Below are 25,536 nucleotides of genomic sequence, written 5' to 3'. Positions count from 1 at the left end.
CAATGGACCCCCGTCAGCGCCCCTATCGTTCGGTTCTCTATATCCCCGGTTCCAAGGACCGGGCGCTGGACAAGGCCCGCACCTTGCCGGTGGATGCGATCATCTTTGACCTGGAAGATGCGGTTGCGGCAGACGAAAAGGACAACGCCCGCGAAACGCTCAAGGCGGCGCTGGCCGCTGGGGGTTACGGGGCGCGGGTCAGGATTGTGCGCATCAACGGGCTGGACACCGAATGGGGGCGCGCAGATGCCGAGGCCGTGCGCGGGATGGACGCCGATGTGGTTTTGCTGCCCAAAGTGAACTCTGCGGCTGATGTGGATGCGCTGGCCGCGATCACTGGCGATACCCCGATCTGGGCGATGATGGAAACCCCGCGCGGGATGCTGAACGCCGCCGAGATTGCCGCGCATCCGCTGATGGCGGGTTTTGTCATGGGCACCAACGATCTGGCCAAGGAATTGCAGACCCGGTTTCGCCCTGATCGCCTGCCGTTGATGACCTCGCTGGGTCTGTGTTTGCTGGCCGCCAAGGCCGAAGGGTTGATCATCGTCGATGGTGTCTACAACGCCTTCAAGGATAGCGACGGTCTTGCCGCTGAATGCGCGCAGGGTCGTGATATGGGGTTCGACGGCAAAACCCTGATCCACCCTGCGCAGATTGACATCACCAATACAGCCTTTGCGCCATCCGACGCCGAGATCGACCTTGCCAGGCGCCAGATCGCCGCCTTTGAAGAGGTCGAGGCGCAAGGGCAGGGGGTCGCAGTTGTCGACGGCAAGATTGTCGAAAACCTGCACGTTGCAACGGCCCGCGAAATTCTGGCAAAAGCAGAGGCGATTACAGCTTTGCAAGCGGGGTAAGCCAGCATGGGCTTTGTTCTTCTGATTTTGGGTGTGGCGCTGTGGTGGGCCGCACATCTGTTCAAACGCGTGATGCCCGAGCGGCGTGCCGCTATGGGCGACGCGGGCAAGGGCGCGGTTGCGCTGTCGCTGGTGGTTGCGATTTTGCTGATGATTTTCGGCTATCGCAGCGCGGATTCCTTCGATACGATCAACTTCCCTCCGGCCCTGCAGCACATCAACAATCTGCTGGTTCTGATCGCGATCTGGATGATGAGCCCCGCCGGAACCAAGGGACGTATCCTGAACGGTATGCGCCATCCGATGCTGCTTGGGTTTGCGCTTTGGGCCTTTGCGCATTTGCTGGTCAATTACGATCCGGCCTCGCTTATCCTGTTTGGCGGTTTGCTGGCCTGGGCCGTGGTGGAAATGATCACGATCAACCGCTCGGAACCCGACTGGACACCCGGCGCGCCCGGAACCTATGGCAAGGACGCCATGTTCTTCGTGGGGTCGATCGTTCTGTTGGGCGTCATCGGGTATATCCACGGGCTGGTCGGCCCGTCGCCGTTCCCCTCGTAAGGAACTGACAACATGACACAACTCTACCGTCTGCTGACCGAAGAGGACACATCCGCCTTCTGTCACAAAGTGTCGGATGCGCTGGCAAAAGGGTGGTCGCTTTATGGCGATCCGTCCTATGCCTATGACGCCGCCAGTGGTGTGATGCGCTGTGCGCAGGCCGTGACCAAAGAGGTTGAGGCCGAGTATTCCCCTGAAATGAAACTGGGACAGCAATAATGGCAAAAACCAATCCCGGCCGCTTTTTCGAGGATTACACCGTCGGTCAGGTGCTGCATCACGCGGTGCCGCGCACCGTGACCAACGGAGAGCGGGCGTTGTACCATGCGCTCTATCCGGCACGGCATGCGCTGTATTCCTCGGACGCGTTCGCCCGGAATTGCGGCCTGCCGCATAGTCCAATCGACGATCTTGCGGCCTTCCACGTGGTCTTTGGCAAGACCGTGCCGGATATCTCGCTGAACGCGGTGGCCAATCTGGGTTATGCCGAGGGGCGCTGGCTGAAGCCGGTTTATCCCGGTGATACGCTGCGATCCGAATCCGAAGTGATCGGTCTCAAGCAGAATTCCAACGGCAAGACCGGCGTGGTTTGGGTGCGCACCCGTGGTCTGAACCAGCGCGACGAGGTTGTGATCGAATACGTGCGCTGGGTGATGGTGCGCAAATCGAACCCCGACGCCCCGGCACCGGCAACGGTCATGCCTGATTTGAATCCGGCGCTCGACCCGCAGGATTTGGTGGTGCCAGAAGGGTTGAACTTTTCGGAATACGATTTTGTCCAGTCTGGCGAGGCGCATCGTCTGGGCGATTACGAAATCGGGGAAACCATCGACCATGTCGATGGCGTCACCGTGGAAGAGGCCGAGCATATGCTGGCCACGCGCCTGTGGCAGAACACGGCCAAGGTGCATTTCGACCTGACCTTCCGCCCCGACGGGCGGCTGATCTATGGCGGTCACGTGATCTCGATGGCGCGCGCGCTGTCGTTCAACGGCCTAGCAAACGCACAAATGATCGTGGGGCTGAACGGTGGCGCCCATGCGAACCCGTGTTTTGCAGGCGATACCATCAAAGCCTGGTCCGAGGTTCTGGACAAGGCCGAGACCGCCGTGCCCGGCGTTGGTGCCATTCGTCTGCGGTTGGTGGCCATCAAGGGCGGCGAGCCGTTTTCGCTGAAGAATGCGGATGGCCGATACATGCCTAACGTGTTGCTGGACCTTGATTATTGGGCCTTGATGCCGATTTGATAACCGTCGGTGACATTCATTTGAACGCAGCCTGCCACATTCATGCTAGGCTGTGCTCATGGTCCTGCTTCGCTCTGCCGTCACTTGCCTGTTTCTGACCCCGCCCGCCATGGCGTGCGACCTTGCACTGGCCTTGGCGGTGGATGTGTCTGGCTCCGTCGATTCGACGGAATACCGAATCCAGATGGACGGTCTGGCCTCCGGTTTGCGCGACCCGGTGGTGTCCGAAGCGCTGTTGCGCGGGCAGGCGCGTCTGATGTTGGTGCAATGGACCGGATCGTCGCGGCAGAAGGTCACGATTCCCTGGACCCATATCGACAGTTTCGACACGCTGGATCGTTTTGCCGATCAGGTTGCCGCTGACCCAAGGGTCTGGCGCAACTTCTCCACGGCCATCGGCGAAGCGCTGGAAATGACCATGTCCAGTTTTGATGCCGTCGCCGAGTGCAAGCGCCACCTGATCGACATCTCGGGCGACGGGGTATCGAATGAAGGGGTGGAGCCGTCCGAAGTGCACGGTGTTCTGCGGACCCGGGGGGTGACCGTGAACGCCATCGCCATCGAAGAAAGCGAACCTGACCTGACCGCTTATTTCTTTGAAAACGTGATCGTGGGCGAGGGCGCATTTGTGGTTTCGGCCACAGGATTTGCCGACTATCCAGAGCGCATCCGCAAAAAGCTGTTGCGCGAAGTCACCCAGCAAACAGCCGGCATAGACTAGCCTTGCCAGAGATTCGGTGCTGTCGGCGCTAACACCGCGGCGGCGCATTTTCTTTTGTGATCACGACAATATTTTGTGTGATCACATTCAGGCAATATCCGGGATTTTGCGCCAATTATTGGCTTTTTTGCAATTGCAGCACGTGACAGAGGGGCAAAAACAAGTAAAACCTTCGGAAGCCAACCGAAAAGGAGCCGCCATGGCCGATGTCAATCGGGGCAACCGCCCGTTATCGCCGCACCTGTCGATCTACCGTCCACAGCTGACCTCGGTCACGTCCATCCTGACGCGGATCACCGGAAACGCGCTGATCGTAGCAGCCCTGCTGATCGTCTGGTGGTTTCTGGCCGCAGCGACGTCACCAGAGGCTTTCGATCGCGCGAACTGGTGGCTGACCTCGGTACTGGGCGATCTGGTGATGGCGTTTTCGCTTTGGGGTCTGTGGTATCACACGCTGGCCGGTGTCCGACATCTGATCTGGGACAATGCGGTCGGGCTGGATTTGCCCACCGCGGAAAAGCTGGGCTGGGCGGTTGTGATCGGTTCAGTCCTTCTGACCCTGATCACCCTGCTGATCGTTGCGTGAAGGAGGCCTGACATGCGTTTTCTGACAGACCGCAAACGCGCGACCGGCCTGGGTTCGGCCAAGGCGGGAACGGCTCATTTCTGGCGGATGAAGGTCAGTTCGGTGGCTTTGCTGATCCTCGTTCCGCTGTTCATCTTCACATTCGGCCCGGTTCTGGGTCAGCCCTATGACGTGGTGCTGGACTATTACGCGCGCCCGTTCCCGGCCATTGTTGCCGCGCTGACGCTGGTGATCGGATTCAAGCACTTTGCCGAGGGCGCTCAGGTTATGCTTGAGGACTATGTCCACGGCACCATGGAAAAGGTGCTGATCATCCTCACCACCTGTCTGTCTTACGGTGCGGCAGCGGCTGGCCTGTTCGCCATCGCGCGCATCGCCCTTTAATTCCCGGAGCTGAAAGAAATGGCTGCATACGAATACGAAACGCATGAATATGACGTGGTCGTTGTCGGCGCCGGCGGGGCGGGTCTGCGGGCCACGCTGGGCATGGCGGAACAGGGGCTGCGCACTGCCTGTGTGACCAAGGTTTTCCCGACGCGTTCGCACACCGTCGCTGCACAGGGCGGTATCGCCGCATCGCTGTCGAACATGGGCCCCGACCACTGGCAGTGGCACATGTACGACACCGTCAAGGGCTCGGACTGGCTGGGGGACACCGACGCGATGGAATACCTCGCGCGGGAAGCTCCCAAGGCCGTTTACGAGCTGGAACACTATGGCGTGCCCTTTAGCCGGACCGAGGAAGGCAAGATCTATCAGCGCCCCTTTGGCGGCCACACGACCGAGTTCGGCGAAGGCCCCGCGGTACAGCGCACCTGCGCCGCTGCGGACCGAACCGGCCATGCGATCCTGCACACGCTGTACGGTCAGTCGCTGAAGAACAACGCTGAGTTCTACATCGAATATTTCGCCATCGACCTGATCATGTCCGAGGACGGACAGTGTCAGGGCGTCGTCTGCTGGAAGCTGGACGACGGCACGATGCATGTCTTCAACGCCAAGATGGTGGTTCTGGCCACCGGCGGGTATGGCCGGGCGTATTTCAGCGCGACCTCGGCCCATACTTGCACCGGCGACGGCGGCGGCATGGTGGCCCGTGCGGGTCTGGCGCTGCAGGATATGGAATTCGTGCAGTTTCACCCGACCGGCATCTATGGCTCGGGCTGCCTGATCACCGAAGGCGCGCGGGGTGAGGGCGGATACCTGACCAACTCGGAAGGTGAGCGGTTCATGGAGCGTTATGCGCCCCAGTACAAGGACCTGGCGCCACGCGATTATGTCTCGCGCTCGATGACCATGGAAATCCGCGAAGGGCGCGGCCATGGCGACGACGGCGACCACATCCACCTGAACCTCAGCCACCTGCCGGCTGAGGCGCTGGCGGAGCGTTTGCCGGGCATTTCCGAATCCGCGCGCGTGTTTGCCGGGGTGGACGTGACGAAAGAGCCGATCCCGGTTCTGCCGACAGTTCATTACAATATGGGCGGTATCCCGACGAACTATTGGGGTGAGGTACTGAACCCGACCGCCGACAACCCGACCGCAGTGGTGCCGGGGCTGATGGCCGTGGGCGAGGCCGGATGTGCTTCGGTGCATGGCGCAAACCGTCTGGGCTCCAACTCGCTGATCGACCTCGTGGTGTTTGGACGCGCGGCGGCAATCCGCGCGGGCAAGGTCGTGGATGCGGACGCGGCGAATCCGGTACTGAACCAGGTCTCGGTTGACAAGGCGTTTGATCGGTTCGATGCAGTCCGCAATGCCAGCGGCGCGGTTCCGACCGCCGATCTGCGGCTTGAGATGCAGAAGACCATGCAAGAGGACGCGGCCGTGTTCCGGACCGCCAAGACCATGGCCGAAGGCGTCGAAAAGATGACCGCAATTGCCGCCAAGATGGATGACCTGAAAGTGTCTGACCGGTCGCTGGTCTGGAACAGTGACCTGATGGAAACGCTGGAACTGACCAACCTGATGCCCAGTGCGCTGGCCACCATCGTCGGTGCCGAGGCACGCAAGGAATCCCGCGGTGCCCACGCGCATGAGGATTTCACCGAACGCGATGACGAAAACTGGCGTGTCCATACCGTCTCACGGGTCGAAGGCAACACGGTTGAACTCAGCTATCGCCCTGTGATCACGGATCCGCTGACAACAGAAGACGAAGGCGGCATCAGCCTGCAGAAGATTGCGCCAAAGGCGCGAACGTTCTGATCAATTCCGCAGGCCATTTTTTTGGAAATGGCCTGCGTTCGTTAGACTGTGATTGCCTGCGAAATTCCTGATACAATTACGCTGTGATATAGGTGTGAATGTAATCCTGTGCATCTGCTTCGGAAATCGCTTTCCGCTGGGCCAGAATATCAAGAATTTTGATGCTCACATCTGTGAAGCAAAATACACCCTCGGACAATATGGCCATACGTTTCAGCTCGACAGTGCCGATCTTCTCTGGCTCAGATAAGTCCCGAAGGTAAACGATGTCACCGTCCAGCATTTGCGAGGGTTTGAAATCTGTCAGCAGGCCGGACCATTTCGATACTACCAAACGATTTTCGATATGGGCGAAGCTGTGCGGAACCAGCCCAAAGTTTCTTAAGGACATATCTATTTCACCGAAACCGGGTTGATCTTCATAAAGCGGAAAGAACGAAACCTCGGTTTGTACTGCAACGACATTTTTGAGGGTAGCTTTTCCTGACCCGAATACGGACAGCTCGGCACCCTGAATATCGATTTTCAGAAAATCCACCCGACCGAGATCCTGAATTTCATCCAGTTTTTGAGTCTGGATTTCCATCGTACCAATTTGCCGGGCCGCTCTGCGCAACCCTCTCAGGTGTCGCAGCGTTGCATCACGGAGGCGCAGTAGCGACGTCAGGCCAGACCCTTTGTAGATGTTCAGGGTTGCCGGCCCTCCGTCGCCGACAGCAGTATTGAAATACTGCTCGTTCGGTCCTTTTTTCCGGATCAGGTCGTGCATGGTTTCTTCTTGCGGCTCAAAACCGATGACATCGCAGTTTCCCGAGGCAAGAAGATCTCGATAGGGCGCGTCATGACGCATCGGATTGGCGCCAACATCGGCGACACGAACCAAATCGGGAAGGTCAAGAAGATTATAGAGAGACGAGATTCTGGAATTACGTTCCTGGTTCACCGACAAGCTCCTTCAGGGTGTTGGCGAGCATTTGGCTAACGTTCTCAGGGTGCCGCTCGATGGCAAAATCGAAACAGGCCTGCCGTTTTTCGGACAGTTCCTTATCGGTCATCTGCATCACGTGACGCAGCATTCGTATCAGACCCCGTGCGGTATGAGGTTCGTAAAGCAGATCATGGCAAGCCTCAGGTGTGGTGTCCCGATGCGCGGCCGTGTCCGGAGCTATGATTGGCAGCCCGAAACTGAGGGCCAGCATGGCGGTGCCGGACGTGAAAGTTGTCGTCGATGGCAGGACATAGGCATGCGCGTCGGAAAATACGGCAGGTATGTCCTGATCCGGGATGCGGTCGGGGGTGACAGTGACCTTCGGGTTGCTCTGCATCTGGCGCATCAGGTGGCGCCCGGGCCAGAACACCCGGCCAACCACCGACAAATGAAAGTCATAACCCCGGTTCACCAGCTTTTTTGCGGCGTGTTCCAGCCGCTCAAGCTCGCGGTTTCCGCGCATGGTTCCAAAGGTCAGGAACCGGGTAAAATCGCGATGCGCCATTGGGCGATTGATCGTTGACTCTTCGGGCTCATAGACACCCAGATAGCTGGGATGCGGGATCAGCCGGATTTTATCCGGGTCTGCGCCATAAACCTCGATCATATGCTGCCGGGCGTGCGGCGTGTGCACATGAATCAGATCGACCAGATCGGAAAGCTGCTGCCGAACGGCGCGAAAGCCGTCGCTCTGGCTGGTCCGGGAATGTGCGAACCGATTGTGAATGGTCCAGATGACGCGCCCGCCCTGATCCTGAAACCCCTTCAGCTGGTCCCGCGCACGCAGAAACCCCTGATCCGGCGGTGCGCCATCTTCATCCGGTATGCGAAAAAGCCGGTCGTCCCAATGGAGGTGAACTATGTCATTCTCGGACCGGAACTCAGGTCTTCCAAAGCTGTTGATTTCCGCGTTTCGCGCCGCCGCCAGCGTGAATTCCGGCGCGCAGGACATGTACATCATGTTCTGATACGGGTTTTTTGTGCCGTAGGGGATGTTGACGACTTTGCTTGGCATTCACTGTCCTGAAACCGGCCCAATCTGATTTCGATCGGGCAAGGTGGGCTCCCATTACGCGGTGGGTTCGTGAAGGGGATTTTGCCCAATTTTCTTGACTGTTTTCAAGGTAAAACGGTTGGCTTCCGGGGTCTCAGCGTGTATCCATTTACGGGAATTTAGCGAGGTCGGAAATGGTACAACTCACCCTGCCAAAAAATTCCCGGATCACCACCGGTAAAACCTGGCCCAAGCCGGAAGGTGCCAGCAACGTTCGCAAGTTTCAGATCTATCGCTGGAACCCCGACGATGGGCAGAATCCCCGGGTGGATACCTATTTCGTTGATATGGACAATTGCGGTCCGATGGTTCTGGACGCGCTGATCAAGATCAAGAACGAGATCGATCCGACCCTGACCTTCCGCCGGTCCTGCCGCGAAGGCATCTGCGGGTCCTGCGCGATGAATATCGACGGGATCAACACGCTGGCCTGTATCTACGGCATGGATGAGATCAAGGGTGATGTGAAGATTTACCCGTTGCCGCACATGCCGGTCGTCAAGGACCTGATCCCCGACCTGACCCATTTCTACGCGCAGCACGCCAGCATCATGCCGTGGCTGGAAACCAAGACCAACCGGCCGGCGAAGGAATGGAAGCAGTCCATCGAAGACCGTAAGAAGCTGGATGGTCTCTATGAATGCGTGATGTGCGCCAGCTGTTCGACGTCGTGCCCCAGCTACTGGTGGAACGGCGACCGCTATCTTGGCCCCGCCGCGTTGCTGCATGCTTACCGCTGGATCATCGACAGCCGGGACGAGGCCACGGGTGAGCGTCTGGACGATCTGGAAGATCCGTTCAAACTGTACCGCTGCCACACGATCATGAACTGTGCAAAGACCTGCCCGAAGGGATTGAATCCGGCCAAGGCGATTGCAGAGATCAAGAAGATGATGGTCGAACGGGCGGTCTGATCGCCGGGCTTTGCAACCAGCGCATAGCGTGAATGCGGAAAAATGCCATGCGCTGATCCCTGTTCGGACCTATCTTTCGGACAGGGAGGGGTGATGAAACCGAAACGGAATCGCTCCGATGCAGGCACGAAATTCTGAAAACAAAACACCTGCGGCTGAAGCCCTTGAACTGCTGGAACAGGCATGGGCCTATTACAGCCCGGAACAAAAGCGGCCGACCACGCAGCGCGAACCCGACTTGTTCGAATACGCAAACGCCGCCTGATCCGACCTTCCGAATCTTGCAAATCCGAACCAAAGCGGGCAATGCATCGGCATGCCCGTTTTGTTGCTCATACTGGCCGCCGGAGTGTTCGCCTTTTTTCTGTGGCGGGCGCGTTCATCGTCCTTGACCCGGGATTGCCGCTGGCGGCAACACCGAAAGGAAGGGGTCTGGGTCTGCGCCTTTTGCGGGGCGCAGCAGGAAGGGGCCGATACACCGACCCGCTGCCTGCGCAGCCCCTAAGGGCGACGCCCTCAATCAGCTTTTAGGCGGCCTCCGAAAAGGCCGCGTGCAGTGCGATTTCGACCATATCGCCAAAACTGCTCTCGCGCTCGGATGACGGCAAAGCCTCGCCGGTCAGCAAATGGTCGGAGACAGTGAGCACGGCCAGAGCCCGACACTTGTGACGCGCCGCCAGAATGTAAAGCTCGGCGGCTTCCATCTCGACCCCAAGAATTCCGTGCCGGACCATCTGTTCATTCAAATCCGGACGCTCATCATAGAATACATCGGACGAGTAGATCCCGCCGACATGCGTGGGTGTTCCTTTGGCCGCCGCGGCCCGAGCAGCGGCCTGCAGCAAGCCCCAATCGGCGCAGGGGGCAAAGTTCATCTCCTTCATGATGCCGCGTGACGGTGTGCTGAGCGTTGTTGATGTCATCGCCAGAATGACATCGCGGACCTTGATGCTGTCCTGCATTCCACCGCAGGACCCGATGCGAATCAGAGTCTTCGCCCCGAAATCCCGGATCAGTTCGTTGGCATAAATCGACAGGGACGGCATGCCCATGCCGCTGCCCTGAATTGTAACCGGATTTCCCTTCCAGATTCCGGTAAAACCCAGCATTCCGCGCACGTTATTGACCAGTTTTGGCTGGTCCAAAAACGTCTCTGCCGCCCATTTTGCCCGATACGGATCACCGGGCATCAATACGGTTTCGGCGATATCGCCTTTTTCGGCGCCAATATGAATTGTCATTTCGAAACCAATTCCTGTCAGATTTCCAAATCAGAAATATCCGCGCCCGATTGCAGAGCATCGTGAATCCACTGCGGTTTGCGTCCGCGCCCTGACCAGGTCTGTTCCGGGTTCGCGGGGTTTCTGTATTTCGCACTTGTTTTCAAACCCTTAGGGCCTTTGGTGCCTTCGCTCGACAATTCGGAAAGCGAGTACCCGAATTCAGCGGCCGCTTTTTCTGCCGCTTTCAAAGCTTCCTTACGCTCTCGTTTTTCGGCGCTTCTCAGCGCCCTTTCAACCTGATCGCGCAATTCAAGAAGTTCTTTGCGCGACATTTTGTCTAGGTTGATCGCCATTTTATTCTCCAATTCGAAATTTGACATCGGCGGACGCGTCTTCACCGTAATTCTAATTTCGGCAATTATCTATCCCTTTCGTTAAAGGAATAGAGGCAGAGAAATCAATTGATCGTGCGAAAGTTACTCCGCCGCGAGGGTCTGCGGATCAACCAGCGTGACGATATCCCCCATGATCGCGTTCAGTTCAAAATTCTTGGGGGTATAAATTTTGGAAACACCCATCGCCTTCAGCTTGGCTGCGTCGTCGTCCGGGATGATGCCGCCGACAACCACCGGGACGTTGTCCAGCCCGGCCTCGCGCAGGCGGGTCATGACATCCTGCACCAGCGGGACGTGGCTGCCCGACAGGATCGACAGGCCAATCACATGCGCCTTGTCCTCGATTGCGGCGGTCACGATTTCCTCGGGCGTCAGGCGAATTCCCTCGTAACTGATGTCCATGCCGCAGTCGCGGGCGCGAAAGGCGATCTGCTCGGCACCGTTGGAATGCCCGTCCAGACCGGGCTTGCCGACCAGGAACTTCAGGCGGCGGCCCAGCTTGTCGCTGACCGCGTCCACCGCTGCACGCAGGTCGTCCAGACCTTCGGTTTTGTTCGATACCGAGCCGGACACGCCGGTCGGGCCGCGATAGGTGCCGTAGACCTTGCGCATTTCCTCTGCCCATTCACCGGTAGTGACGCCGGCCTTTGCCGCGGCGATTGAGGGTTCCATCACATTGGCCCCAGATTGCGCCGCCTGCCGTAGCGCGGCCAGAGCCGCTGATACGGCTGCGTGGTCGCGTTCCGCACGCCATGCGTTCAGCCGGTCGATCTGTTCCTGCTCTACCGCCGGATCGACGACCATGATGCCGCCGTCCTCGGTCTGCAATGGCGAAGCTTCGCCATCTGCCCATTTGTTTACGCCAACTACAACGGTTTCGTTCCGCTCAATCCGGTTCAGGCGTTCGGCGTTTGAATCGACCAGACGAGATTTCATGTATTCGATCGAGGCGACCGCGCCCCCCATCGAATCCAGATTTGCCAGTTCGGCGCGGGCGCCCATTTTCAGTTCTTCGACCTTGGCGTCCACAGCCGGATTGCCGTCGAACAGATCTCCATATTCCAGCAGGTCGGTTTCATAAGCCAGAATCTGCTGCATCCGCATCGACCACTGCTGATCCCACGGGCGCGGTAGGCCGAGCGCCTCGTTCCAGGCGGGCAATTGGACAGCCCGGGCGCGCGCCTTTTTCGACAGGGTCACGGCCAGCATCTCGATCAGGATACGGTAGACGTTGTTTTCCGGCTGCTGTTCGGTCAGGCCGAGCGAATTCACCTGAACGCCATATCGGAATCGACGGAATTTCGGGTTTTCCACGCCGTAGCGCTGTTGTAGGATTTCATCCCAAAGGTCGACAAATGCGCGCATTTTGCACATTTCGGTAACAAACCGAATGCCCGCGTTCACGAAGAACGAAATCCGCCCGCAAAGGGCTGGAAAATCCTCAGCCGGGACGCGGGGGCGCAATTCGTCCAGAACGGCAATGGCGGTGGCCAGCGCATAGGCCAGTTCCTGTTCAGGCGTCGCACCGGCCTCTTGCAGGTGATAGGAACACACGTTCATCGGGTTCCATTTCGGCACGTTGGAATAGCAATACTCGGCCACATCCGCGATCATCTTCAGCGACGGTTTCGGCGGGCAGACATAGGTACCTCGGCTCAGGTATTCCTTGATCAGATCGTTCTGAACCGTGCCCTGCAGCTTGGAGATATCCGCGCCCTGTTCTTCCGCCACAGCGATATAAAGCGCCAGCAGCCAGGGCGCTGTCGCGTTGATCGTCATGGAAGTGTTCATCTGTTCCAGCGGAATTTGATCGAACAGAACCCGCATGTCGCCCAGATGCCCGATCGGCACACCGACTTTGCCCACCTCGCCGCGCGCCAGCGTGTGATCGCTGTCATAACCCGTTTGCGTCGGCAGATCGAACGCCACGGACAGCCCGGTCTGCCCCTTGGCCAGATTGCCCCGGTACAGCGCGTTCGAGGCTTTGGCGGTGGAATGACCGGCATAGGTTCGGATGAGCCAGGGGCGATCTTTCTGCGTCTGCGTCATGGCGGAGCCTCGTGTTTCGAGTGGGCAACAAAATTACGTACAGGGGTTCTAAAGCGCAATTTTTGGGACATGTCAATTCGCTGCGTCGCGGCATAGTGGGTTCTTCTGTTTGTAGGACGAAACGTTTGGTGGCAGGGTGCGGGGCATGACCCAGACCGTGGAGCTTCCGCTGTGGCTGTTTTTGCTGATCGTGGTGTTTGCCGCGGTCACATTTGCCTCGCATTTCCTGTTTCCTTCGGTGAGATGGTTTTTCCGCCGGCGCCTTGAACGCGCGGTGAAGCGCCTGAACACTCGCCTGCAGCGGCCGATTCAGCCTTTCAAACTGGCGCGGCGTCACGACATGATCCAGCGGCTGATCTATGATCCGCAGGTCGGACAGGCCGTACAGGCCCACGCGCAGGAGACCGGAATTCCCGAGGCGGTCGCCTTTGAGCAGGCCCGGCGTTACGCCCGCGAGATTGTGCCATCCTTTTCCGCAGTGGCCTATTTCAGTATCGCAATCCGGTTGGCCCGGATGCTGAGCAATGCGTTTTATGACGTGCGGCTGAGTTACAAGGACGAGGACGCGCTGAAGGGCATCGACCCGGACGCGACGGTCGTTTTTGTCATGAACCACCGCAGCAACATGGATTACGTTCTGGTTACTTATCTGGCCGCACAGCAATCCGCCCTGTCTTACGCGGTGGGCGAATGGGCCCGAGTCTGGCCGCTCAGCCGCCTGATAAGGGCCATGGGGGCTTATTTCATCCGGCGCAAGTCAGGCAGTGATCTGTATCGTCAGGTCCTGGCGTGTTACGTCCGCCACGCGACCGAGGCAGGCGTGACACAGGCAATGTTCCCCGAAGGCGGGCTGAGCCTGACCGGGGCGTTGGGGCGACCGAAACTGGGCCTGCTGAAATATATCATCGACGGCACCGCGCAGGATGGGCAGGATGTTGTGTTCGTTCCGGTCGCGCTGAATTATGACCGCGTGCTGGAAGACACGATTCTGACCAAGGCCGCGCTGGGAACGCAAAGACGGTTTCGCGCCCGTATCGGGGTCATCACCAGATGGATCCTCAAGCAGATCGCGCGACGGCTGGTCGGGCGGTACAAACGGTTTGGGATGGCCTCGGTCCGGTACGGTCAGCCGATTTCGCTGCAGACTTTCCGCAAAGCGCATGAGAAGGACCTGATGACAGACCTGGCCAGGGATCTGATGGCCGGGATCGCGGCGGAAATTCCACTTGTGCCAGGTCCTGCGGCATGCTGGCTGCTGCGCGAAAAGGGGGAAATGCCCGAAGCGGAGGCTGTTGAGGTGATCGCCAATCTGATGCGACGTGACGGAATTTCCACAACCCCGGACCGCGAACCTGTCCGGGCCGCCATAGATCAGCTGGTCGAGCGTCGCATTCTGAACCGCAGCGGCGGAGTATTATCCCTGTCAGGTCAAAGGGTTGATCTGCTAGATTTTTACGCAGCCTCGGCGCCGCTGAACGCAAAGCAGGTCATTGCTGCGACTGCGAAAGAAATTTCTGCATCCGCAGGGTCATAAAATTACAAAATGACGGCGAAATCTATTGCAATATTTCTTTTAGCCCAATATCTCATCCTTAATGCAAGCGATTCTGCATCGCGGCAAAGGTTTAAGAGACAAGGAGGCCAACATGGCTTTGGACACCGACAGCGGCATCGCGTCGTACGAGGCACCGGAAAAAGACCTCTATGAAATGGGTGAAATCCCTCCGATGGGGTTCGTCCCCAAGAAAATGTACGCCTGGGCCATCCGCAAAGAGCGTCACGGCGAACCCAACACGGCCATGCAGCTGGAAGTGGTGGATGTACCCAAGCTGGACAGCCACGAAGTGCTGGTTCTGGTGATGGCGGCCGGCGTCAACTACAACGGCGTCTGGGCGTCGCTGGGCAAGCCGATCAGCCCGTTTGATGGCCACGGTCAGCCGTTCCACATCGCCGGTTCCGACGCATCGGGCATCGTTTGGGCGGTTGGCGACAAGGTGCGCCGCTGGAAAGTCGGCGATGAGGTTGTGATCCATTGCAACCAGGACGACGGCGACGACGAGGCCTGCAACGGTGGCGACCCGATGTATTCGGACAGCCAGCGGATCTGGGGCTATGAGACGCCGGATGGCTCGTTTGCCCAGTTTACCAATGTGCAGGCGCAGCAGCTGATGCCGCGCCCCAAGCACCTGACTTGGGAAGAAAGCGCCTGCTACACGCTGACGCTGGCCACCGCCTACCGGATGCTGTTCGGGCACGAGCCGCATGACCTGAAGCCGGGTCAGAACGTTCTGGTCTGGGGCGCGTCGGGCGGTCTGGGGTCTTATGCGATCCAGCTCATCAACACCGCGGGTGCAAATGCGATTGGCGTGATCTCGGACGAAAGCAAGCGCGACTTCGTCATGGGACTGGGCGCAAAAGGCGTCATCAACCGCAAGGATTTCAACTGCTGGGGTCAATTGCCCACGGTCAACACGCCGGAATACGCCGAGTGGTTCAATGAGGCCCGCAAGTTCGGCAAGGCCATCTGGGACATCACCGGCAAGGGCGTGAATGTCGACTTGGTGTTCGAACACCCCGGCGAAAGCACTTTCCCGGTGTCCACGTTTGTGGTGAAAAAGGGCGGCATGGTTGTGATCTGCGCGGGCACCACCGGCTATAACCTGACCTTCGACGTGCGCTATATGTGGATGCACCAGAAACGCCTGCAGGGCTCGCATTTTGCCCACCTCAAACAGGCATCCGCCGCGAACCAGTTGATGGTCGAGCGCCGTCTGGATCCCTGCATGTCCGAGGTGTTTTCCTGGAGCGACCTGCCCGAGGCGCATATGAAGATGATGCGGAACGAACATAAGCCCGGCAATATGTCGGTTCTGGTTCAGGCCCCGCGGACGGGAATGCGCACTTTGGAAGAGGTTCTGGACGCGCGCGGGTAATTCACCAGAAAAAATGATCCAGCGCCCGCGAATCGCCCTGTCGGTTCGCGGGCGCTAAGTTTTTGGCGGCGATGTTAAATTTTTCAATGGGTTACAGATCGCACCCCCGCTGTTTTTGGGGAGTAGAAACCAGTGAATAGGCTAAAAAATACCTTACATGCTATGGTTGTGTTAACCCTTCGTTAACCGTTTCGGAGAGACCCTGATGGCGCAGAATGAGTGGATACTGGACGTTTTGTCGGACCTCAACGCCTTCGCTGTTGAGAACGGTTTGATCGCGCTCGCCGAGCAGCTGGATGACACCAAGCTGATCGCCGCCGCCGAGATTGCGTCCATGCAGACTGAGGTACGGGCGCCCGCGGATGGGAATAAATCTCGATATGGGCCAGGTCCTGGAGGACTTGGAAAACACCAGCACGCTTGACGAATTAAGCGACGTTGCGGTCCGGTTGCGGGATCGGCTGCAAATTGAACATCTGATTTACCATTGGGTCGACGGTGCCGGCGATCAATACGGCTATACGACCTATCCCGACGCCTGGGCCGCACGTTATCAGGAAAGAAATTACCACCGAATTGATCCGGTCATATTGGGGTGTTTCCAACGGTTCCACCCGGTGGATTGGAAAACGCTGGACTGGTCCGGCAAAGTGGCGAAAGCCTTCTTGCAGGACGCCCGCAGCCACGGGGTCGGCAATCAGGGGTATTCAATCCCGATCCGCGGGCCGAAAGGACAGTTTGCGCTGTTCACGGTCAATCATTCCTGCGACGACGCCAATTGGCAGAAGTTCATCGAAGCGTATGGGCGCGAGTTGATCCTGATCGCCCATTTCTTCAACCGAAAGGCCCTGGAATTCGAAAGCAACCGGCAACCGGACGCCGCGCGTGGTTTGTCCCCGCGAGAGGTGGACGCCATCACCCTGCTGGCCCTTGGTTATAGCCGGGCGCAAGTGGCGCATTCTCTGTCGATCTCGGAACATACGCTACGGGTCTATATCGAAAGCGCCCGCGCTAAACTTGGGGCGCAGAATACCACCCATGCCATCGCCACGGCGTTGAGCAGAGGATTAATAGTGGTTTAAGGCCCGCGCGCCCTCCGAACCGGAAATTAACCATGACTTTGTACCCCCTTCGTTCCTGCACAGGACGACAAGGGGAAAAAAGTCATGTTGCGCTATCTTTATGCCGACGAGCTGCACAAGTATCCGGAATTGGCCAAGGGGATGTTCCGCGACCGCGCGGACCAGTTCAAAACCCGACTGGGATGGGATGTTCACGTCAATGACAGGGGAGAGGAACGGGATCAGTATGACGATCTCAACCCCCTGTATGTCATTTGGGAGGAAGAGGATGGCAGCCACGGCGGGTCCATGCGCATTCTGCCGACCACCGGCCCAGTTATGGTAAACGAGGTGTTCGGGCACCTGACCGGCGGCCGTCCGATCCATAGCCCGCTGATCTGGGAAGTGACCCGGTTCTGCCTGTCGCGCCGGGCGAGCCCGCACACGGCCGGAGCCATCATGCTGAGCGGCGGTGAGGTGATGGAGGGGTTCGGCTTGACCCATATTGCCGGGGTGTTCGACTCACGGATGATCCGGATTTACCGCCTAATCGGGTCGTCGCCGGTTGTTTTGGGCACCGAAGGGGCGGGGCGCGATCAGATTTCGGTCGGGTTGTGGCCTTATTCGGCCGACGATTGCAACCGCGTGGCTGAACGCGCCGGCATCCCGCGTGAGCTGTCCCGCCTGTGGTTCAAAACAGCGTTTGGGACGGGGCGGCAGCACCGGTTCGCCCTGTCCGCGTAATCGTCGGAAAACAAAAATCCATATCTGGTGATAGCTGGCGCGGCCCTGTAGGGTCGCGCCATGTCATTGCCCCCAGTCACCTTCTCCGATGATCAGGCCGCCGCGTATGACAGCATCGCCGAGATGCTGAAAACGGCCGGTGTCGATCTGGACGACGATGCCCTGCTGAAACTGCCGGGCAACGGAAAATCCGGCGTTATGGCGGTGATCGGCAAGGCGGGGTCGGGCAAAACACTATTGCTGGCGGAATTGTACAAGGCGCTGGCCGAAACCGGCGTTCAGATCGTTTCCGGCGATTTTGAAAGCCGCAAAGCGCGGGAAAAGCGCAGCCTGGCCATCCTTGCCCCCACCAACAAGGCCGCCAGTGTTCTGCGCCTGCGGGGCGTGCCGGCGACGACCATTCACCGCATCCTCTATACCCCGGTCTATGACCCGGAATACGAACGGATCGCCGAATGGCTGGCCGGCAATGATGAGCGCCCCGAGATCGATGGCCTGACGGACGAGGCGCTGGATCGTGCGGCTGCGTTTTATCAAAATAACAAGTCGATCCCCGGTGCCTTGGCCGCTGCCGGGCTGCGCGGATCGGATTTCATCACCGGCTGGAAACGCCGGGATGAGCCGCTGGACATCGGGTTCGTCGACGAAGCCTCGATGCTGGATGACCGGCAATTCGAAGACCTGCAGGAGATCTTTCCGACCCTCCTTTTGTTCGGTGATCCGGCGCAGCTGGCCCCGGTCAATCAGTCGGGCAGCATGGTGTTCGACGGGCTACCCGAACCGCGCAAACAGGTATTGCACCGGGTCCACCGACAGGAGGCCGACAACCCGATTCTGGATCTGGCCCATGCTCTGGCCGATCCGCAGATGGGGTTCGAGGATTTCGAACGTCTGGTCGAGCAGACCGCGCGACAGGACGACCGCGTCATCTGGGGGCAGCGGGTCGAGGTTGATCTGATGGCCCGCAGCCCGGTTCTGGTCTGGCGCAACGCCACGCGTATCCGCCTGATCCAAGCCTTCCGACAGGTGCATGGCGCGCCGGAAACCGAATTGCTGGAAGGCGAGCCGCTGATCTGTGATGGCATTGAACTGCCACTGAAGCACCGCAAGAAACGTCTGGACCTTGAGGCGCGCGGGCTGATCAAGGGCGCGCAGGTCATCTATCTGGGGCCGGGGCGCAAGCCGGGTTTTTCACGCCTGCACGTGATGGGGGCCGAAGACCCGCAAGTCAGCGCCGCGTCCATCGTCAAAATTGAAAAACCGGATGAGGAAGAGCCTTTCATTCCCTATGCCGCACGCATGGGCGCGACCTTTCTGCACGGCGCCGCGGTGACCATTCACAAGGCGCAGGGTTCGCAATGGGACACGGTTCAGGTCTTTGCGCCGGACATTTACGCCGCCGCTCGGATGGGCCGGACCGAGGCGGGGCAGCCGCTGTGGAAACGCCTGGCCTATGTGGCCATCACACGCGCGCAGGAACGTCTGATCTGGGTGGTTCGTAATCGGCTGGCCAAGCCCACCCATCCGCTGCGCGTGGACGATCTGCGGGCAGCGCCGGTGGCCTCGCTGACATTGGAGGCGGAGGAGATATGAATTCCATCATCGTAACCGGCGCAAGCTCCGGCATCGGAAAGGCCACGGCAGAGCTGTTTTTGTCCGAGGGCTGGACGGTGGGTTTGCTGGCCCGCAGCGCCGACAGGCTGCATCAGATGGCATCCGGCCACGAAAACGCAATCGTATTGGTCGCGGATGTGACCGATGCGGATGCGGTTCAGACCGCCTTCGCGACGTTTCAGGATCATACGGGCCGACTGGATGTTCTGTTCAACAATGCAGGCATTTTCGCGCCTGGCGGCACGATTGACGAGATCGCGCTAGAGGCTTGGTATCAGAGCGTCAACGTGAACCTGAACGGCATGTTCCTGTGCGCACGAGCGGCGTTTCGCGCCATGCGGCACCAATCACCGCAGGGCGGGCGGATCATCAACAACGGATCGATTGCCGCGCATGTGCCGCGTCCCAATTCGGTCCACTATTCAGCAACGAAACATGCGATAACCGGCCTGACCCGCAGCCTGTCTCTGGATGGGCGCGATTTTGGGATTGCCTGCGGCCAGATTGATATCGGCAACGCCCGAACGCAGATGGTTCAGGGGCTGGTGGACGCGGCAACCGCCGCCGGGCAGCAACCTGATCCGACCATGGCTGTTGAAGATGCGGCGCGTTCGGTGCTGCACATGGCCAGCCTGCCGCCGGAAGCCAACGTACAGTTCATGACCATTATGGCGACCACGATGCCCTATATAGGCCGGGGTTAGCGATCAGTTTTCGCGCAACAGGCGGAACGCGGTCGATGCGCCCCATCCGGCCGCAATTGCAATGACCAGCGACATGAGCCCGTACCAGACCGGTTGCTGACGCGACATGTTGTAAAGGAACCGCTCCAACCCGACCTTGCGCACGTCGATTGTGGTCTGGAACTGCGATATGACCTCACCGCCACGGGTCAGGAATATCCGGGCGACATAGTCACCCTCGGTCAGGTCGGCGGGCATTTCGATCGAGGTGCGGAACAAGGTCTGTTCGTCCACGGCCACCGTGTCCTCGCGGATCGAGTAGAGCCCCTCGTCTTCGCGGATACGCACAACGGCATCGGCAAAATCCTGTGCGCCGCGGATATGCATGGCCGCGCCAACCGAACGGATCGCCCGCTCGATCGAGATCCGGTTTCGCAGGTCTTCGGTGTCGGTCAGGATATCGTCCAGCGGCGCGCTGGTCGCCACCGCGTAGAAGCTGGGGGCGAGGTCGACCAGAACGCTGTCGGTATTGACCCAGATGCCCAGCTTTCGCGACTTGCGCCGGACGGTCACCGGGCTGGACGGTCCGGCCACGGCCACGATCACCTCAAGCGGCGGCCCGGACGGGATTGGCGTTTCGCGTTTCACCGCGCCAAAGATCAGGATTTCCGAGCCGTCGAAATTGGCGGTGATGGCAACCCGATCCTGGCTGAGGCCCAGAACGACCTGTTCTTCCTCGGCCAGCGCCGGGGTGCAGCACAAAAGCAATATCAGAAGCAGACGTCTCAGCATGGTCAGTGCCCCCCGCCATTGCCAAGCGAGTAGAGTTCCGACGGTTCCAGCAAAAGGTCGAGGGCGAGCTTACCGCAGACCACCAGCACGAGCGCGGCCAGCAATACCCGCAATTGCTCGGCCGGCATCCGTGAACCGATCACGGTTCCGATCTGGGCCCCGACAACACCGCCGACCAGCAACAGAACGGCCAGAACGATATCGACCGTATAGTTGGTGGTGGCATGCAACATGGTGGTAAAGGCGGTCACGAAGATGATCTGGAACAGCGACGTACCCACCACGACCTTGGTGGGCATGCCCAGCAGATAGATCATCGCGGGCACCATGATGAAGCCGCCGCCGACACCCATGATGGCCGACAAGACCCCAACGCAAAGCCCGACCAGCATCGGCGGCAGAACCGAGATATAAAGGCCCGACGTGCGAAAACGCATCTTGAACGGCATCGCATGAACCCAACCGCGCTGGCGGCGTGGTGCCGGCCCCGTGCCCGGCCTTTTGGACTTGCGCAGGGCATTCAGGCTTTCGACAAACATCAGGCTGCCGACGACGCCAAGAAAGACGACATAGCACAGCGTCACCAACAGATCGACCTGACCCAGGCTTTTGAGGTAATTGAACACCACGACCCCAAGCGCCGCGCCGATCAGGCCGCCGCTTAGAAGGACCGTCCCCATTTTGAAATCAACGGTCTTTCGTCGGAAATGCGCCAGAACGCCCGAAAAGGACGAGGCCACGATCTGATTGGCTTCGGTCGCAACGGCGACAGCAGGCGGAATGCCGATGAAAAACAGCAGTGGTGTCATCAGGAACCCGCCACCGACGCCGAACATGCCTGACAGGATACCGACCATCCCACCCAGCCCCAGCAGAAGAAAGGCGTTCACAGAGACTTCGGCGATAGGAAGGTAAATCTGCATATTGAATTACCGGATGAGGCTGGCCGGAACGCGCAAAGCGCACCGCCCGGCCCCATGACATAGTGGTGAGGCTTTGATGTGGCGCGCGGGCGAAATACCCTGTGGCCGCATGGCGAAAATCGATCTGCCTTGCAGGGCGCGCGCAGTGCCGCGGGCAGTCAGATCAGGCTTGTCAATGAAATGCGCCCCGTATCCGGGGCGGTCCTGTGCTGCGATCACCCTGACTCGGGTTGGCCTTTGGCCGGCTATCACAGGAAACACATTCATACCTCTTTAGAACGGTTGCGGCATGCAAAATCAACTCTGCATGCCGCTCTGCAGCGAACAGGACTGAAATCAGTCTGAAACTGGACCTATCAGCGTTCTTTCACATAGGGCTCGCCCCCGGCGCGCGGCGGGATTGCCTTGCCCACGAAGCCGGCCAGAATGACGACGGTCAGGATATAGGGCAGGGCGTCCATGACCTGCACCGGGATCACCACACCGCCCAGATCGATGTTCTGGAAACGCAGCGCGACTGCCTGCAGCAGACCGAACAGCAGACAGGCCCACATCGCATGCCACGGCCGCCATTTCGCAAAGATCAGCGCGGCCAGCGCGATGAACCCGCGTCCAGCGGTCATGTCTTTGACGAAACCCGCCTGCAGCGCGGTCGCCAGATAAGCCCCGGCGACACCGCAGAGTATGCCGCAGATCGCAACAGCGGCAAAGCGCAGGCCCACAACCGATACGCCCGCGGTATCCACTGCGGCGGGGTTTTCACCCACGGCGCGCAGGCGCAGGCCGAACCGCGTCCGGTACAGGATCCACCAGGTCGCCGGAACCATCAGGAACGCGATGTAAACAAGGATGGAGTGACCCGAAAGCAACTCGGAATAAATCGGCCCTATGACCGGCACACCGCTTAACGCTTCAGCGAAGGGAAAGTTGATCGGCGTGAACCGTCCGCCGCCAAACAGCGATGGCGTGCGGCCGCCCTGCTGGAACCAGCTTTGCGCCACCAGAACCGTCATGCCGGCCGCCAGAAAGTTGATGGCGACGCCCGAGATCAGCTGATTGCCCCGGAACGTGATCGAGGCCAGACCATGCAGCCCGGAAAGCAGCAGGGACGAGGCGATCCCGGCCAGAAGACCCAGCCAAACCGACCCGGTCACCGCCGCGACGGCTGCCGAGAAAAAGGCGGCCATCAGCATCTTGCCTTCAAGCCCGATGTCGAAAATACCGGCCCGTTCCGAATAAAGCCCCGCAAGGCAGGCCAGAAGCAGCGGCGTGGCCAGACGGATGGTCGAATCGAGGACCTGAATGAGTGTTACGAAGAACTCCATCACTCTGCCCCCTTCCGCAGGTTGAGGAACAGTCTCTCAAGCGGCATCCGCACCATGTTGTCCAGCGCCCCTGTAAACAGGATCACCAGCGCCTGAATGACGACGATCAGCTCGCGCGGGATTGATGTCCACAGCGCCAGTTCAGCGCCGCCCTGATAGAGGAAGCCGAACAGGATCGCCGCCAGGAATACGCCGAACGGATGGGACCGGCCCATCAGCGCCACGGCGATGCCGATAAAGCCCGCACCTTCGGTGGAGTTCAGAACCAGCCGCTCTGCCTCGCCCATCACATTGTTGATCGCCATCAGACCGGCCAGCGCGCCCGAAATCAGCATTGCGATGATGGTGATGCGGACCGGAGAGATGCCGGCATAGACCGCACCGGTTTCGGAAAGGCCGTATGCACGGATTTCATAGCCCAGCCGCGTCCGCCAGATCAGAGCCCATACGATGACGCAGGCCAGAATGGCCACAAAGAAAGAGATATTGGCCGGCGCGCCGCGGAACACCGCATTTTCGGCGGTCGAGAACATCGACTGGAAGGTCGGCAGATGTACGGTTTCGGCGAAACGCGCCGTTGCCGGGTCCTGTGACCCCTGCGGACGCATCACGTTAACCAGCATGTAGTTCAGAAGCGCCGCGGCAATAAAGTTGAACATGATCGTTGTGATCACGATATGGCTGCCGCGCTTGGCCTGCAGATAGGCCGGGATCGCAGCCCAGGCCGCGCCGAACAGCATCGAGGCCGCACAGGCAGCCAGCAGGGCGATGCTCCAATGCGGCCACGGCACGTACAGACAGACGATGGCGACGCCAAGGCCACCCAGCATCGCCTGACCTTCACCGCCGATGTTGAACAGCCGGGCGTGAAACGCCACCGCCACCGCCAGCCCGGTGAACATGAAATTGGTCGCGTAATAGAGCGTATAGCCCCAGCCATAGGTCGACCCCAGCGCGCCCGTCACCATCAGGTTTACGGCTTCGGCCGGGTTTTCACCGATGGCGAGGATGACCAGCGCCGATAGAATTGCGGCCAGTATCAGACTGATCAGCGGGATCAGAACGACATCGGCCCATTTGGGCATTTTATCCATGGTTCACGCGGCCTCTCCCGCAACGCCGGCCATCAGCAGGCCCAGTTCTTTTTCATCTGTCTCATGGGGCAGGCGCTCGCCCATGATATGTCCGTCAAACATCACCGCGATCCGGTCGGAGAGCGAGAAGATCTCCTCTAACTCGACCGAGACCAGCAGGATCGCCTTGCCCTGATCGCGCAGGGCGACGATCTGCTTGTGAATGAATTCGATCGCACCGATATCCACGCCCCGGGTCGGTTGCCCGACCAGCAACAGATCGGGGTTACGCTCGATCTCGCGCGCGACAACGATTTTCTGCTGGTTGCCGCCGGAAAAGTTCTTGGCGGCCAGCCAGCCATCGGGCGGGCGCACGTCGAATTTTTCGATCTTGGCCTCGGTGTCTGCGCGCAGCGCCGCGTTGTCCATGAAAATGCCACGCTTATAGGCGGGATCCCGATGATAGCCGAAGGCCACGTTTTCCCAGGCGTGGAAATCCATGATCAGACCTTCGCGCTGCCGGTCTTCCGGCACATGTGCGATATGCTGCGCGCGCCGGGCCTGGCCATCTGAACCAGGACCGCTAAGCGCCAGTGGCGCGCCGTTCAGCCGGATCATTCCCTGTCCGGGACGCATCCCGCCCAGAACCTCCAGCAGTTCCGACTGGCCGTTGCCGGCAACACCGGCAATACCGACGATCTCACCCGCGCGCACAGTCAGGTCGATGCCCTTGACCCGTTCGACACCAGCATCGTCCGAAACCCGCAGGTTTTCGATTTCCAGAATGGGCTTGCCTGGCTGGGCGGGCACTTTGTCGACCTGCAACAGAACCTTGCGGCCCACCATCAGTTCGGCCAGTTCCTGCGGGTTGGTTTCAGTCGTCTTAACGGTCGCGGTCATCTGACCCCGGCGCATCACCGATACCGTGTCCGTGGCGTCCATGATTTCCCGCAGTTTGTGGGTGATCAGGATGATGGTTTTTCCTTCGGCGCGCAGACGGCCGAGGATGCGGAACAGCTGATCGGCCTCGGCCGGGGTCAGCACGCCGGTGGGTTCGTCCAGAATCAGAATCTCGGCCCGCCGGTACAGCGCCTTGAGAATTTCGACACGCTGCTGCATGCCCACGCCAATCTCGTCGATTCGCATGTCGGGATCGACGAACAGCTCGTATTCCTCTTCCAGCGCTTTCAGTTCCTTGCGCGCCTTGGCCAGAGACGGGGCCAACAGGCCGCCATCTTCCGCACCCAGAACGATATTTTCCAGAACGGTGAAGTTTTCGACCAGCTTAAAGTGCTGAAACACCATCCCGATGCCCGCGGCGATGGCCGCCTGGCTGTCGGGGATGTCAGTCTTTGATCCGTTGATCCAGATCTCACCCTTATCGGCTTTGTAGAAGCCGTAGAGAATGCTCATCAGCGTGGATTTGCCCGCACCGTTCTCTCCGATGATCCCGTGGATCGTGCCGGGGGCGACGCTGATGGAAATGTCTTTGTTGGCCTGAACCGGCCCAAAGGCTTTGGAGATCCCTTTGAGCTCAATGGCGGGGACGGTCATGTCTTGTCCTCAATTGCCGAAAGGGCCG

27 protein-coding genes are annotated in these 25,536 nt (G+C 59.4%); 17 read left to right on the top strand and 10 right to left on the bottom strand.

Annotated elements, in window-relative coordinates; genetic code table 11:
- Positions 1-2: 2 nt before the first annotated feature.
- The 8 genes from ACR0D8_RS16270 to sdhA all read left to right on the top strand — a co-directional run bounded on the left by ACR0D8_RS16270 (position 3) and on the right by sdhA (position 6,183).
- Positions 3-860, top strand: a complete 858-nt coding sequence (locus tag ACR0D8_RS16270; RefSeq protein WP_480648061.1) for an HpcH/HpaI aldolase/citrate lyase family protein — start codon at positions 3-5, stop codon at positions 858-860.
- A 6-nt stretch (positions 861-866) separates the two neighbouring features.
- The gene (locus tag ACR0D8_RS16265) at positions 867-1,421 is read left to right on the top strand and encodes an NnrU family protein (protein WP_475154530.1); all 555 of its coding nucleotides are present in this window, start codon (positions 867-869) and stop codon (positions 1,419-1,421) included.
- A 12-nt stretch (positions 1,422-1,433) separates the two neighbouring features.
- Positions 1,434-1,640 (top strand): DUF1737 domain-containing protein, encoded by a 207-nt coding sequence (locus ACR0D8_RS16260; protein ID WP_480648059.1) that lies wholly within the window; start codon positions 1,434-1,436, stop codon positions 1,638-1,640.
- Complete coding sequence (locus ACR0D8_RS16255) at positions 1,640-2,668, top strand: MaoC family dehydratase (RefSeq protein WP_480648057.1); 1,029 nt, start codon at positions 1,640-1,642, stop codon at positions 2,666-2,668. Before ACR0D8_RS16260 ends, ACR0D8_RS16255 begins: the two co-directional genes overlap by 1 nt.
- A gap of 58 nt (positions 2,669-2,726) precedes the next feature.
- Positions 2,727-3,389 carry a DUF1194 domain-containing protein gene (locus ACR0D8_RS16250; protein ID WP_480648055.1) on the top strand — a complete coding sequence of 221 codons (663 nt, stop codon included), beginning with the start codon at positions 2,727-2,729 and terminating at the stop codon, positions 3,387-3,389.
- Positions 3,390-3,588: 199 nt separating this feature from the next.
- Positions 3,589-3,975, top strand: coding sequence for a succinate dehydrogenase, cytochrome b556 subunit (sdhC, locus tag ACR0D8_RS16245; protein WP_475154510.1), 387 nt, complete (start codon positions 3,589-3,591; stop codon positions 3,973-3,975).
- A 12-nt stretch (positions 3,976-3,987) separates the two neighbouring features.
- Positions 3,988-4,359 carry a succinate dehydrogenase, hydrophobic membrane anchor protein gene (gene sdhD / locus ACR0D8_RS16240; RefSeq protein ID WP_475154504.1) on the top strand — a complete coding sequence of 124 codons (372 nt, stop codon included), beginning with the start codon at positions 3,988-3,990 and terminating at the stop codon, positions 4,357-4,359.
- A gap of 18 nt (positions 4,360-4,377) precedes the next feature.
- On the top strand, positions 4,378-6,183 hold the full coding sequence (gene sdhA, locus ACR0D8_RS16235) for a succinate dehydrogenase flavoprotein subunit (RefSeq protein ID WP_480648053.1): 1,806 nt from the start codon (positions 4,378-4,380) through the stop codon (positions 6,181-6,183).
- Between the two features lie 76 nt (positions 6,184-6,259).
- Here the strand turns inward: sdhA and ACR0D8_RS16230 are convergent, their stop codons facing one another.
- Positions 6,260-7,126, bottom strand: coding sequence for an FkbM family methyltransferase (locus ACR0D8_RS16230; RefSeq protein WP_480648051.1), 867 nt, complete (start codon positions 7,124-7,126; stop codon positions 6,260-6,262).
- Entirely contained in the window at positions 7,110-8,186 is a 1,077-nt protein-coding gene (locus tag ACR0D8_RS16225) for a glycosyltransferase family 4 protein (RefSeq protein ID WP_480648049.1), read from the bottom strand. Before ACR0D8_RS16225 ends, ACR0D8_RS16230 begins: the two co-directional genes overlap by 17 nt.
- A gap of 173 nt (positions 8,187-8,359) precedes the next feature.
- On the opposite strand from ACR0D8_RS16225, the gene ACR0D8_RS16220 reads away from it, so the two are divergent.
- Positions 8,360-9,139 carry a succinate dehydrogenase iron-sulfur subunit gene (locus tag ACR0D8_RS16220; RefSeq protein WP_475154491.1) on the top strand — a complete coding sequence of 260 codons (780 nt, stop codon included), beginning with the start codon at positions 8,360-8,362 and terminating at the stop codon, positions 9,137-9,139.
- Between the two features lie 118 nt (positions 9,140-9,257).
- The gene (locus tag ACR0D8_RS16215; protein WP_480648047.1) at positions 9,258-9,404 is read left to right on the top strand and encodes a hypothetical protein; all 147 of its coding nucleotides are present in this window, start codon (positions 9,258-9,260) and stop codon (positions 9,402-9,404) included.
- Positions 9,405-9,666: 262 nt separating this feature from the next.
- Here ACR0D8_RS16215 and deoD read toward each other — a convergent pair whose 3' ends face one another.
- The 3 genes from deoD to ACR0D8_RS16200 form a co-directional block, all read right to left on the bottom strand.
- Positions 9,667-10,380, bottom strand: a complete 714-nt coding sequence (gene deoD, locus ACR0D8_RS16210; RefSeq protein WP_480648045.1) for a purine-nucleoside phosphorylase — start codon at positions 10,378-10,380, stop codon at positions 9,667-9,669.
- Positions 10,381-10,397: 17 nt separating this feature from the next.
- Positions 10,398-10,715 carry an H-NS histone family protein gene (locus tag ACR0D8_RS16205; protein WP_480648266.1) on the bottom strand — a complete coding sequence of 106 codons (318 nt, stop codon included), beginning with the start codon at positions 10,713-10,715 and terminating at the stop codon, positions 10,398-10,400.
- A 123-nt stretch (positions 10,716-10,838) separates the two neighbouring features.
- Positions 10,839-12,806: a methylmalonyl-CoA mutase family protein gene (locus ACR0D8_RS16200; RefSeq protein WP_480648043.1), complete on the bottom strand. Its 1,968-nt coding sequence runs from the start codon at positions 12,804-12,806 to the stop codon at positions 10,839-10,841.
- A gap of 145 nt (positions 12,807-12,951) precedes the next feature.
- Between ACR0D8_RS16200 and ACR0D8_RS16195 the strand changes: the two genes are divergently transcribed.
- The 7 genes from ACR0D8_RS16195 (at position 12,952) to ACR0D8_RS16165 (ending at position 19,862) form a co-directional block, all read left to right on the top strand.
- Positions 12,952-14,340 (top strand): 1-acyl-sn-glycerol-3-phosphate acyltransferase, encoded by a 1,389-nt coding sequence (locus ACR0D8_RS16195; protein WP_480648041.1) that lies wholly within the window; start codon positions 12,952-12,954, stop codon positions 14,338-14,340.
- 112 nt (positions 14,341-14,452) lie between these two features.
- Positions 14,453-15,739 (top strand): crotonyl-CoA carboxylase/reductase, encoded by a 1,287-nt coding sequence (ccrA, locus tag ACR0D8_RS16190; RefSeq protein ID WP_480648040.1) that lies wholly within the window; start codon positions 14,453-14,455, stop codon positions 15,737-15,739.
- A gap of 205 nt (positions 15,740-15,944) precedes the next feature.
- Positions 15,945-16,163 carry a hypothetical protein gene (locus ACR0D8_RS16185; RefSeq protein ID WP_475154463.1) on the top strand — a complete coding sequence of 73 codons (219 nt, stop codon included), beginning with the start codon at positions 15,945-15,947 and terminating at the stop codon, positions 16,161-16,163.
- Positions 16,120-16,821 (top strand): helix-turn-helix transcriptional regulator, encoded by a 702-nt coding sequence (locus ACR0D8_RS16180; protein WP_480648039.1) that lies wholly within the window; start codon positions 16,120-16,122, stop codon positions 16,819-16,821. The genes ACR0D8_RS16185 and ACR0D8_RS16180 overlap by 44 nt, the downstream gene beginning before the upstream one ends.
- 84 nt (positions 16,822-16,905) lie before the next feature.
- Positions 16,906-17,544, top strand: coding sequence for an acyl-homoserine-lactone synthase (locus ACR0D8_RS16175; RefSeq protein ID WP_480648037.1), 639 nt, complete (start codon positions 16,906-16,908; stop codon positions 17,542-17,544).
- Positions 17,545-17,604: 60 nt separating this feature from the next.
- On the top strand, positions 17,605-19,137 hold the full coding sequence (locus tag ACR0D8_RS16170) for an ATP-dependent DNA helicase (RefSeq protein WP_480648035.1): 1,533 nt from the start codon (positions 17,605-17,607) through the stop codon (positions 19,135-19,137).
- Positions 19,134-19,862, top strand: a complete 729-nt coding sequence (locus ACR0D8_RS16165) for an SDR family oxidoreductase (RefSeq protein ID WP_480648033.1) — start codon at positions 19,134-19,136, stop codon at positions 19,860-19,862. Before ACR0D8_RS16170 ends, ACR0D8_RS16165 begins: the two co-directional genes overlap by 4 nt.
- A 3-nt stretch (positions 19,863-19,865) precedes the next feature.
- Here ACR0D8_RS16165 and ACR0D8_RS16160 read toward each other — a convergent pair whose 3' ends face one another.
- The 5 genes from ACR0D8_RS16160 to ACR0D8_RS16140 form a co-directional block, all read right to left on the bottom strand.
- Positions 19,866-20,633: a TIGR02186 family protein gene (locus tag ACR0D8_RS16160; protein WP_480648031.1), complete on the bottom strand. Its 768-nt coding sequence runs from the start codon at positions 20,631-20,633 to the stop codon at positions 19,866-19,868.
- A 2-nt stretch (positions 20,634-20,635) separates the two neighbouring features.
- Entirely contained in the window at positions 20,636-21,556 is a 921-nt protein-coding gene (locus ACR0D8_RS16155) for a sulfite exporter TauE/SafE family protein (RefSeq protein WP_475154451.1), read from the bottom strand.
- 356 nt (positions 21,557-21,912) lie between these two features.
- Complete coding sequence (locus ACR0D8_RS16150) at positions 21,913-22,881, bottom strand: ABC transporter permease (RefSeq protein ID WP_480648029.1); 969 nt, start codon at positions 22,879-22,881, stop codon at positions 21,913-21,915.
- Positions 22,881-23,975 (bottom strand): ABC transporter permease, encoded by a 1,095-nt coding sequence (locus ACR0D8_RS16145; RefSeq protein ID WP_480648027.1) that lies wholly within the window; start codon positions 23,973-23,975, stop codon positions 22,881-22,883. The genes ACR0D8_RS16150 and ACR0D8_RS16145 overlap by 1 nt, the downstream gene beginning before the upstream one ends.
- 3 nt (positions 23,976-23,978) lie before the next feature.
- Positions 23,979-25,508 carry an ABC transporter ATP-binding protein gene (locus ACR0D8_RS16140; RefSeq protein WP_480648025.1) on the bottom strand — a complete coding sequence of 510 codons (1,530 nt, stop codon included), beginning with the start codon at positions 25,506-25,508 and terminating at the stop codon, positions 23,979-23,981.
- Positions 25,509-25,536: the final 28 nt, after the last annotated feature.

The sequence above is a fragment of the Ruegeria sp. BG10 genome (assembly GCF_056538575.1).
This window is presented reverse-complemented; position numbering and strand designations above follow the sequence as displayed.

Excerpts from the sequence above, each read along its gene's own strand:
- ACR0D8_RS16270 (WP_480648061.1), top strand. The coding sequence starts at position 3 with ATGGACCCCCGTCAGCGCCCCTATCGTTCGGTTCTCTATATCCCCGGT.
- ACR0D8_RS16265 (WP_475154530.1), top strand. The coding sequence starts at position 867 with ATGGGCTTTGTTCTTCTGATTTTGGGTGTGGCGCTGTGGTGGGCCGCA.
- ACR0D8_RS16260 (WP_480648059.1), top strand. The coding sequence starts at position 1,434 with ATGACACAACTCTACCGTCTGCTGACCGAAGAGGACACATCCGCCTTC.
- ACR0D8_RS16255 (WP_480648057.1), top strand. The coding sequence starts at position 1,640 with ATGGCAAAAACCAATCCCGGCCGCTTTTTCGAGGATTACACCGTCGGT.
- ACR0D8_RS16250 (WP_480648055.1), top strand. The coding sequence starts at position 2,727 with ATGGTCCTGCTTCGCTCTGCCGTCACTTGCCTGTTTCTGACCCCGCCC.
- sdhC (WP_475154510.1), top strand. The coding sequence starts at position 3,589 with ATGGCCGATGTCAATCGGGGCAACCGCCCGTTATCGCCGCACCTGTCG.
- sdhD (WP_475154504.1), top strand. The coding sequence starts at position 3,988 with ATGCGTTTTCTGACAGACCGCAAACGCGCGACCGGCCTGGGTTCGGCC.
- sdhA (WP_480648053.1), top strand. The coding sequence starts at position 4,378 with ATGGCTGCATACGAATACGAAACGCATGAATATGACGTGGTCGTTGTC.
- ACR0D8_RS16225 (WP_480648049.1), bottom strand. The coding sequence starts at position 8,186 with ATGCCAAGCAAAGTCGTCAACATCCCCTACGGCACAAAAAACCCGTAT.
- ACR0D8_RS16220 (WP_475154491.1), top strand. The coding sequence starts at position 8,360 with ATGGTACAACTCACCCTGCCAAAAAATTCCCGGATCACCACCGGTAAA.
- ACR0D8_RS16215 (WP_480648047.1), top strand. The coding sequence starts at position 9,258 with ATGCAGGCACGAAATTCTGAAAACAAAACACCTGCGGCTGAAGCCCTT.
- deoD (WP_480648045.1), bottom strand. The coding sequence starts at position 10,380 with ATGACAATTCATATTGGCGCCGAAAAAGGCGATATCGCCGAAACCGTA.
- ACR0D8_RS16205 (WP_480648266.1), bottom strand. The coding sequence starts at position 10,715 with ATGGCGATCAACCTAGACAAAATGTCGCGCAAAGAACTTCTTGAATTG.
- ACR0D8_RS16200 (WP_480648043.1), bottom strand. The coding sequence starts at position 12,806 with ATGACGCAGACGCAGAAAGATCGCCCCTGGCTCATCCGAACCTATGCC.
- ACR0D8_RS16195 (WP_480648041.1), top strand. The coding sequence starts at position 12,952 with ATGACCCAGACCGTGGAGCTTCCGCTGTGGCTGTTTTTGCTGATCGTG.
- ccrA (WP_480648040.1), top strand. The coding sequence starts at position 14,453 with ATGGCTTTGGACACCGACAGCGGCATCGCGTCGTACGAGGCACCGGAA.
- ACR0D8_RS16185 (WP_475154463.1), top strand. The coding sequence starts at position 15,945 with ATGGCGCAGAATGAGTGGATACTGGACGTTTTGTCGGACCTCAACGCC.
- ACR0D8_RS16180 (WP_480648039.1), top strand. The coding sequence starts at position 16,120 with ATGGGCCAGGTCCTGGAGGACTTGGAAAACACCAGCACGCTTGACGAA.
- ACR0D8_RS16175 (WP_480648037.1), top strand. The coding sequence starts at position 16,906 with ATGTTGCGCTATCTTTATGCCGACGAGCTGCACAAGTATCCGGAATTG.
- ACR0D8_RS16170 (WP_480648035.1), top strand. The coding sequence starts at position 17,605 with ATGTCATTGCCCCCAGTCACCTTCTCCGATGATCAGGCCGCCGCGTAT.
- ACR0D8_RS16165 (WP_480648033.1), top strand. The coding sequence starts at position 19,134 with ATGAATTCCATCATCGTAACCGGCGCAAGCTCCGGCATCGGAAAGGCC.
- ACR0D8_RS16160 (WP_480648031.1), bottom strand. The coding sequence starts at position 20,633 with ATGCTGAGACGTCTGCTTCTGATATTGCTTTTGTGCTGCACCCCGGCG.
- ACR0D8_RS16155 (WP_475154451.1), bottom strand. The coding sequence starts at position 21,556 with ATGCAGATTTACCTTCCTATCGCCGAAGTCTCTGTGAACGCCTTTCTT.
- ACR0D8_RS16150 (WP_480648029.1), bottom strand. The coding sequence starts at position 22,881 with ATGGAGTTCTTCGTAACACTCATTCAGGTCCTCGATTCGACCATCCGT.
- ACR0D8_RS16145 (WP_480648027.1), bottom strand. The coding sequence starts at position 23,975 with ATGGATAAAATGCCCAAATGGGCCGATGTCGTTCTGATCCCGCTGATC.
- ACR0D8_RS16140 (WP_480648025.1), bottom strand. The coding sequence starts at position 25,508 with ATGACCGTCCCCGCCATTGAGCTCAAAGGGATCTCCAAAGCCTTTGGG.